Below are 7,167 nucleotides of genomic sequence, written 5' to 3'. Positions count from 1 at the left end.
TTATGCGCATGACCGACGCCGATAGCCTGATCGCGATGGACTGCTTCAACGCCGCTCAGACGGCACGCGAGCCGGTGACCGTTGCGCTGGCGCGACGGGTGGTCGATAAGCTGCTTACCCACCCCACCGAATGCGACTGCGGACACTGTGAAGCGGCAGCGATCGCCCGAGTCGGCGATGCCTGCAACATCGCCGCGAACTGGCAACGCGTGGTGGCGTTGGTCCCGCGCCGCGCGGCCCACTGAAGCCGATCTCAGCTGCTCGAGGCGCAGCGACAGTCCATCGCCCCGTCGGGTCAAAAACCGTCTAACCGGCGCTCTGCGCTTGCGCCATCGCGTTGGGGACCTGCTCGGGACAGTGCTGACGAATCGTGGTGCCGGTCAAGGCGCCGGCGTTTGTCGCGCTGTATCCACTCGCCTCGAGCGTCGTCTCGATCGAAGCCAGGCTGGTCCCGTTCCGCAGCGCGGCACAAATGTCGTAGCGAGCGTCGACGGTGCCGGCATGGGCGGGTGCGGCAAGCGTCAGCATCGCAATCGACGCGATTCCGGCTGCCAGAAGAGGAAGACGCATGCTGCTGTGATCGCGGGTTGTGTTGTGCCTCATGCCAGCCTCGCAAGTCTTGAGATTGAGTAGCCGTTGCCAGCCATCAACATCAGCACCATCCGAGGACTGCCCGATTCGGCGCGATCGTGACTCAACTCACGTCAGAGCACCCATTCGGCGCCTCTGGGCGCATAAGCTACGATACGCACGCTTGCTGAGAGACCCGGCTATGACGAGGTTTCTTCGCCGCCCGGCCGCCGCTAACGTCGTGGCCGGCACGCCGCCGCCTCCCCCTCCGCCGTGGGCACAACACATCCAGCCCTAGTGCGACGAAGGTTCCCAGAAATGGTTCTGGGCCGGGATCTGACGACCTGAGAACGACCTCGAGACGCATGCTCCGACAGCTATAGCTTGCGCACTCCGCGGATGACTTTCGCGAACGGGCCACCGGCGGTAAGGCCGCGACGAAGACTCGGCTGCAAAGTGCTCAGGTTCAGCAACACCGGGTAGTTCAGCCCGTGATCGCGCCAGTCCGCCAACTGGTCCACGATCTCGTCGTGAGTACCTTGCAGGCAGGCGTCTTTGAGCAATGACCGCGGAACGTTCGAGGTGTACTGCAGCACCGACTCCTCGTCGAAGACCTGCGGGATGATGTCCTGCGAGCCGGTGAAGTCCTCGCCAAGCGGGTGCGAGACACCGTGCCGCTTCCACAACGCTGCGGGTGCGTTCAACGCGAAGGTCTTCATCGCGGTCGATTCCAGCGCATCGTCGATCTCCTGGCGGCTACTACCGGTCACGGTGAAGAAGAGGATGGCCGCACCGATCGACAACGGATCCCGGCCGGCATCGGAGGCCGCGGCACGAACCGCCGTCAGGCCGCGCGCGTACTCAGCAGGCGAAAAGACCGCGGCGGGAAACCACGTGTCGGCGTAGCGGCCGGTGGCGCGCAGCATCCTGGGCCCGTGTGCGGCAATCCAGATTTCCGGCCATCTCCCCCGATACGGCCACAGCTCGAACACCGCGTTGTGCAGCGGGAAAAACGGCGAATCACGAGTCACGAGTTCTCCACCGGAATTCCACAGCGCCCGAATCGTCGCCATCGCTTCCTCGAACCGCGCCACCGGCCGGGACCAATCCACGCCGTAGGGCTCGTTGCCCTCGCGCTCACCGGTCCCGATGCCGAGAATCGCCCGGCCCTTGGTCAGCAGGTGTAACGTCGCGGCCGCCTGCGCGGTAACCGCGGGATTGCGCCGGCCGGTATCGGTCACACCGACACCAAGGCGCATGCGCCCCAAACGGTTTCGAGCGGCCAAATGCCCCAGGACAGTCCACGGTTCGAGGTTGGCGTCGACTTTCGGAGTCAGTCGCGCGGCACCGATGTATTTCGGCTGCGCCATCGCTCGCGGGAACAGTGAATTCAGATGATCGGCCAGCCAGAACGAATCCGCGCGTGCGGCCACCGCCGAAAGGTAGCTACCGCGCGTCACCGCCATCGGCGAGAAACGCATAGGCAGCGCCTGCGCCGCCAATCCGACCTTCACAGCTGGGCCCCCCGACAGCCGTCGACTACTGCTAACCGCCCGATGCTGCAATCCCCCCGTCTGGGGGCTGGGACGCGTTGGCACCGGCGTTGAACTGCTGCACGTACTGCGGGCAGTAAGCACTTAACGCAATCGCGGTGAATTTGGCGGCACTTACAGTGCTGATCCCCGAATTCTGTTGCTGCACAAGTTGAACGACCTGCAGACCCGATTTCCCCCGCGATATCAAGGCACACGTCGAGTGTCCCGCCGCGACGGCATTGCCGGGATCGTTGAAACTGATGTCGGCTTTGGCCAGCGCATCGACAAAGCTCGCGTCGACGCTAGGATCGGCATGGGCCGGAATCGCCATACTCAGCGTCGACGCAATGCCAAGGACAACCAGACGGCGCCTCATCACCGGTCCATCATCTCCGATCCCGGTGCCGCAGTCGACTTCGGGCTGTCACCGGCCGGGCGGCAGGTACTGCGGGCGATAAGTGATTCGTGCGATCACCAGCCGGAAAGCCATCGCAACATCGTCACGCGTTTTGCCTCGCTGTTCGCGGTCACCGAATCGCCCCATCGGTTCGGGCGCCCCTGACAAGATCACACGATGAGCGAAAGAATCGAAGTCCAGCGCATGATCGCCGCCCCGCCCGCCGAGATTTTCGCGGTCCTCTGCGACCCGCAGGGCCACGTCGCCATCGACTCGTCCGGCATGTTGCAGGACGCCGACGGCGCCTCGGTCGCCGCGGCCGGTGACAGTTTCGTCGTGCACATGGATCGTGAAGCCCTCAACGACTTTCCCGACCTCGGCAGGTACGACGTGACCGTAACGATCCGCGAATTCGAACAAGACCAGCTGATCTCCTGGACCGTGCTGGGTCGGATCCGGCCGCAGATCGGCCACGTTTACGGCTACCGCCTAGAACCCGGCCCGGACGGCGAAGGCACCCTGGTCACGTCGTTCTACGACTGGTCGCAGATCGATGCGAAGTGGCGCGATGCCGCGATCTTTCCGGTGATCTCCGAAGGGGCGCTGCGGGCGTCGCTGGGCATCCTGGATCGCACGGTCCGCCGGGGTTACCCGAAAGCCTGACTGGGCGATCCTGACTTGGGCGATGCGGTGATGGCCGCCGTAGCGCAGGCACAGACCGCGGTCGAAAATCGCCGACGGTTCTACAACCGGGCAACGTGAGCCCGCCAGTGTGCCATCATGCGATGGTCGCCGAGGAGGAAAAATGCGCCGCTACCTGGTCGCCGTGATCGCCGTTATCGCGGCCACATTCGTCGTGGTGCCCCGCGCCTCGGCCGGCGACGCTCCCATCGGCCATCTCGGTGACACGTTGCGGGTCGACACCGGGAAGATCATCGCCGACGTCACGGTCAGCAGCGTGCAACCGGTCGACCCGCCACCGGGATTCGGGTACAACCGCGTCGGCATTCCAGTCAAGAGCTTCCCCAACAGCGCGGTCGTGCGCGCCGATGTTGTCATCCACGCGGTGCGGGTGCCGAACCCCTATCAGATGGCTACTGACTTCACCTTCGATGGCGTCACCCCCTTCGGCGACGCGTACAAATCCCGCGCCTCTGACGCGCCCGACGCGCTGGACGCCGCACTGACGAACGCGCCAGCCGGGTCGATCGTTCGTGGCGGCGTGTACTGGGAGGCTTACCGCGACCCGGTCTCCACCGTTGTGCTGCTGGACAAGAAGACGGGGTATCACCTGGCGCAGTGGAACCTGTAGCGCGCATCGCCATGGCGGCTTCCCCTGGCTGGGCGTCAATCAGGAAGCCAACGCGCAACGGTGCTACCACGAGTGCCGGTCGGGCGCTCACACGTCGACAGCGACGCTGAGCGCCAGCAGTCGCGAGGTGGCCCGCAGATACTTCTTGCGGAAACCGCCCGCCAACATCTCCGCGCTGAAGATGCGGTCGAGCTTTTCCCCGGAGGCCAGCACCGGAATGCCGGCGTCGTAGAGCCGATCGGTCAGCGCCACCAGCCGCAAGGCCACGCTCTGATCCTCGATGGCGTGCACTCCGGTCAGGCAGACCGCTGTCACTCCGTCGATCAGCGCCAGATACCGCGAGGGATGCATGGTGGCCAGATGCGCACAGAGTTCGTCGAAGTCGTCGAGGGTTGCGCCAGGCACCGCCGTGGCGCGGTCGGCGACCTCGCGATCGGACAGCGGCCCCGGCGCGGGCGGCAGATCACGGTGCCGATAATCGGGTCCCTCGATCCTCACCACGTCGAAAATCTCTGCCAGCGTGGTGATTTCGCGGAGAAAGTCCTGGGCCGCGAAACGTCCCTCACCGAGCTGCCCGGGCAACGTGTTGGAGGTAGCGGCCACCGAAACACCGCGCTCGACAAGCTGCGAGAGCAGGCGCGAGACCAGCGTGGTGTTGCCCGGATCATCGAGTTCGAACTCGTCGATGCACAGCACGGTGTAATCCGCGAGAAGCGCCACGCATTCGGTGAAGCCGAAAATCCCGGCGAGCTGGGTGAGCTCCATGAACGTCGCGAATGCCTTGGGGTGCAGGGCATCTACGGGCAACTGACGGTAGGTGGCGGCCAACAAATGTGTCTTGCCGACGCCAAAGCCACCGTCGAGGTACAGCCCGACGCCCGGCAGCACCTCACGTCGGCCGAACAACCTCCGGCGGCCGCTCCGGCGCGTGGCGGCTTGCTCGCAGAAGCGCCGGCAGGCGCCAACCGCCGCCGCCTGCGACGGCTCGGCCGGGTCGGGGTGGTAGCTCGCGAAGCTGGCGTCGACGAACGTCGGCGGCGGCGTCAGCTGTGCGACAAGCCGCTCCGGTGACACAGTCGGCTTCCGGTCGATCAGACGCGCAACCCCGGGCATGCACGCACCTTATCGGCGTGTTGCAATCACACACATGGCTGACGGGTCCGGCGCGGTGCCGATGCGACTGCTCGGCTCCTCGCGCGACGTCGACGGCAGCGACCTGTCCGATCTCTACGGCTACCCCCCTGACCATGACGGGGCGTGGTTGCGCGCCAACTTCATCGCCAGCCTCGACGGCGGTGCGACGTTCGACGGCAAGTCCGGCCAACTGGGTGGCCCCGGCGACCGCGCGGTGTTCGGGGCGTTGCGTGAGCTGGCCGACGTGATCCTGGTCGGCGCCGGCACCGTGCGGGCCGAGGGCTACTGCGGTGCGCGGCCGACCGTCGCGCAGCGGCAGCGTCGGCAAAGCCGCGGGCAGAGCGAAGTCCCGCCGTTGGCGATCGTCTCCCGATCGGGCCGCCTGGAACGCGACATGCCGGTGTTCAGCCGCACCGAAGTCGCACCGCTGGTCTGCACCTGCACGGCGGCGGCCGATCAGGCCCGGCACACGCTGGCCGACCTGGCCGAGGTGATCGACTGTTCGACCGGCGACCCCGACAGTGTCGACTCTGCCGCGGTGTTGGCCGCCCTCACCGATCGCGGGCTGCCGCGGGTCTTGACCGAGGGCGGCCCCATGCTGTTCAGCTCGTTCGTCGAGCAGGGCCTGCTCGACGAACTGTGCCTGACGATCGCTCCGACCCTGGTCGGCGGCCGCGCCGACCGCATCGCCACCGGCGCGGAGCAGATGCTGACCGCGATGCGGTGCGCGCACGTCCTCACCGACGACGACGGCTATCTCTACACGCGCTACGTGCGGAAGGCCACGGCAGGCCCATCAACCCCGGCTGACTCCTGATCGATCAACCAATCGCTACTGTGGTCGGCATGAGCAGGCGCGCCGCGGTCACCACGTCGCTGATCGTGGTGACCGTTGTGCTGGCCGGCTGTGCACCCGGCCTGGCCGCCAACCCGCGCTTCGCCACCGACGCGGGCGCCCAGCCGCAGGGCAAGGCGACGACGTCGACCACTTCCAGCGGACCACCGCCGATAGCCAAGCCGAAGAACGAGTTGTCCTGGCGCGACTGCACATCGAAGGAATTCGCCGATGCGGGCGCCCCCGCGCCCGGCGGCGTCAAGCTTGATTGCGCGAGCTACGACGCCGACCTCGATCCGGCGAACGGGGCCGCAGGTTCGGTGAGCATCGGTGTGGTGCGCGCCAAGTCGGTGAAGACTCCCGAGGACGCCGGACCGCTGGTGTTCACGACCGGGACGGACCTGCCGTCATCGGTGCAGCTGCCGGTCTGGCTCGCCCGGGCCGGTGGCGACGTGCTCGACAAGCACCCCATCGTCGCTGTCGACCGACGCGGCATGGGCAGCTCGAGCCCGTTGGACTGCCTCGAGCAATTCGATCGCCAGGAGATCCTGGATCAGGCGCAGTTCGAGGCCGGCAACGACCCAGTCGCCAACCTTGCCGACATCGTCCACAACGCCACCACCAGCTGCACCGACACCATCGCTCCCGGCGACTCCGACTACGACAACGCCCATGCGGCGAGCGACATCGAACGATTGCGCAGCATTTGGGATGTGCCTTCACTGGCGCTGATCGGCATTGGCAACGGTGCCCAAGTGGTGCTGTCCTACGCGAGCGCTCACTCCGACAAGGTCGCCCGGTTGGTCCTCGACTCCCCGCTTGCGTTGGGTGTGGGCGCCGAAGCCGCCGCCGAGCAACGGGTCAAGGGCCAGGAAGCGGCACTGGACGCATTCGCCGATCAGTGCGCCGCGGTGAACTGCCCGCTGGGGCCCGACCCGAAAGCCGCTGTCAGCGCGATACTCGTCGATGCGCGCACCGGCCACGGCCCTGCGGGCGCTTCGGTGGCCTCCATCGTCAGCGCGATCAGCACCGCGCTGGGCTATCCCACCGGCGACCGGGTCGGGACCACGAATGAACTGGCCACCGCGCTGGCCACCGCCCGTACCGGGGACACCAACCTGCTGTCCAACCTCATCAACCGCGCACGGGGCATCAGTGGAACCGACGGGCAGTTCGTCAACAAGTGCAGTGACGCGATCAACCGCCCCACCCCCGACCGGATCCGGGAACTGGTCGTCGCCTGGGCCAAGCTTTACCCGCAGTTCGGCACCGTCGGCGCGCTCAGCCTGGTCAAGTGCGTCTCATGGCCGAGTTCGCCGGCCCCCCAGCCGCCGAAAAAGCTCATGGTCAACGTGATGCTGATGGGCGTCAAGGACGACCCCAT

At 66.5% G+C, this 7,167-nt stretch carries 10 protein-coding genes; 6 read left to right on the top strand and 4 right to left on the bottom strand.

Annotated elements, in window-relative coordinates; genetic code table 11:
• On the top strand, window positions 1–245 hold a 245-nt coding region (locus tag AC2VOU_RS03940), incomplete at its 5' end, for a hypothetical protein (RefSeq protein ID WP_486956170.1).
• Window positions 246–306: 61 nt separating this feature from the next.
• Here the strand turns inward: AC2VOU_RS03940 and AC2VOU_RS03935 are convergent.
• From AC2VOU_RS03935 to AC2VOU_RS03925, 3 genes are all read right to left on the bottom strand, one after another.
• Window positions 307–570, bottom strand: coding sequence for a DUF732 domain-containing protein (locus AC2VOU_RS03935; protein ID WP_486956169.1), 264 nt, complete (start codon window positions 568–570; stop codon window positions 307–309).
• A gap of 377 nt (window positions 571–947) precedes the next feature.
• Window positions 948–2,051 (bottom strand): LLM class flavin-dependent oxidoreductase, encoded by a 1,104-nt coding sequence (locus tag AC2VOU_RS03930; protein WP_486956172.1) that lies wholly within the window; start codon window positions 2,049–2,051, stop codon window positions 948–950.
• 64 nt (window positions 2,052–2,115) lie between these two features.
• Entirely contained in the window at window positions 2,116–2,436 is a 321-nt protein-coding gene (locus tag AC2VOU_RS03925) for a DUF732 domain-containing protein (protein ID WP_486956171.1), read from the bottom strand.
• On the opposite strand from AC2VOU_RS03925, the gene AC2VOU_RS03920 reads away from it, so the two are divergent.
• The 3 genes from AC2VOU_RS03920 (at window position 2,326) to AC2VOU_RS03910 (ending at window position 3,814) form a co-directional block, all read left to right on the top strand.
• A complete protein-coding gene (locus tag AC2VOU_RS03920) occupies window positions 2,326–2,667 on the top strand; it encodes a hypothetical protein (RefSeq protein WP_486956173.1) in 342 nt (113 codons plus the stop codon). The two genes, AC2VOU_RS03925 and AC2VOU_RS03920, sit on opposite strands and share 111 nt — an antisense overlap.
• A gap of 12 nt (window positions 2,668–2,679) precedes the next feature.
• On the top strand, window positions 2,680–3,165 hold the full coding sequence (locus tag AC2VOU_RS03915; protein ID WP_486956168.1) for an SRPBCC family protein: 486 nt from the start codon (window positions 2,680–2,682) through the stop codon (window positions 3,163–3,165).
• A gap of 142 nt (window positions 3,166–3,307) precedes the next feature.
• Window positions 3,308–3,814: a hypothetical protein gene (locus AC2VOU_RS03910; protein ID WP_486939245.1), complete on the top strand. Its 507-nt coding sequence runs from the start codon at window positions 3,308–3,310 to the stop codon at window positions 3,812–3,814.
• An 87-nt stretch (window positions 3,815–3,901) separates the two neighbouring features.
• Here AC2VOU_RS03910 and zapE read toward each other — a convergent pair whose 3' ends face one another.
• Entirely contained in the window at window positions 3,902–4,927 is a 1,026-nt protein-coding gene (gene zapE, locus AC2VOU_RS03905) for a cell division protein ZapE (RefSeq protein ID WP_486956167.1), read from the bottom strand.
• A gap of 34 nt (window positions 4,928–4,961) precedes the next feature.
• Between zapE and AC2VOU_RS03900 the strand changes: the two genes are divergently transcribed.
• Together AC2VOU_RS03900 and AC2VOU_RS03895 are read left to right on the top strand one after the other, a co-directional pair.
• Window positions 4,962–5,765: a pyrimidine reductase family protein gene (locus AC2VOU_RS03900; protein WP_486956166.1), complete on the top strand. Its 804-nt coding sequence runs from the start codon at window positions 4,962–4,964 to the stop codon at window positions 5,763–5,765.
• Window positions 5,766–5,794: 29 nt separating this feature from the next.
• On the top strand, window positions 5,795–7,167 hold a 1,373-nt coding region (locus tag AC2VOU_RS03895; protein ID WP_486956165.1), incomplete at its 3' end, for an alpha/beta fold hydrolase.

The organism is Mycobacterium sp. TH-M25 (assembly GCF_057473665.1).
This window is presented reverse-complemented; position numbering and strand designations above follow the sequence as displayed.

Bases quoted from the DNA above. Each gene is read 5' to 3' on its own strand.
- AC2VOU_RS03935 (WP_486956169.1), bottom strand. From the start codon at position 570: ATGCGTCTTCCTCTTCTGGCAGCCGGAATCGCGTCGATTGCGATGCTG.
- AC2VOU_RS03930 (WP_486956172.1), bottom strand. From the start codon at position 2,051: ATGCGTTTCTCGCCGATGGCGGTGACGCGCGGTAGCTACCTTTCGGCG.
- AC2VOU_RS03925 (WP_486956171.1), bottom strand. From the start codon at position 2,436: ATGGCGATTCCGGCCCATGCCGATCCTAGCGTCGACGCGAGCTTTGTC.
- AC2VOU_RS03915 (WP_486956168.1), top strand. From the start codon at position 2,680: ATGAGCGAAAGAATCGAAGTCCAGCGCATGATCGCCGCCCCGCCCGCC.
- AC2VOU_RS03910 (WP_486939245.1), top strand. From the start codon at position 3,308: ATGCGCCGCTACCTGGTCGCCGTGATCGCCGTTATCGCGGCCACATTC.
- zapE (WP_486956167.1), bottom strand. From the start codon at position 4,927: ATGCCCGGGGTTGCGCGTCTGATCGACCGGAAGCCGACTGTGTCACCG.
- AC2VOU_RS03900 (WP_486956166.1), top strand. From the start codon at position 4,962: ATGGCTGACGGGTCCGGCGCGGTGCCGATGCGACTGCTCGGCTCCTCG.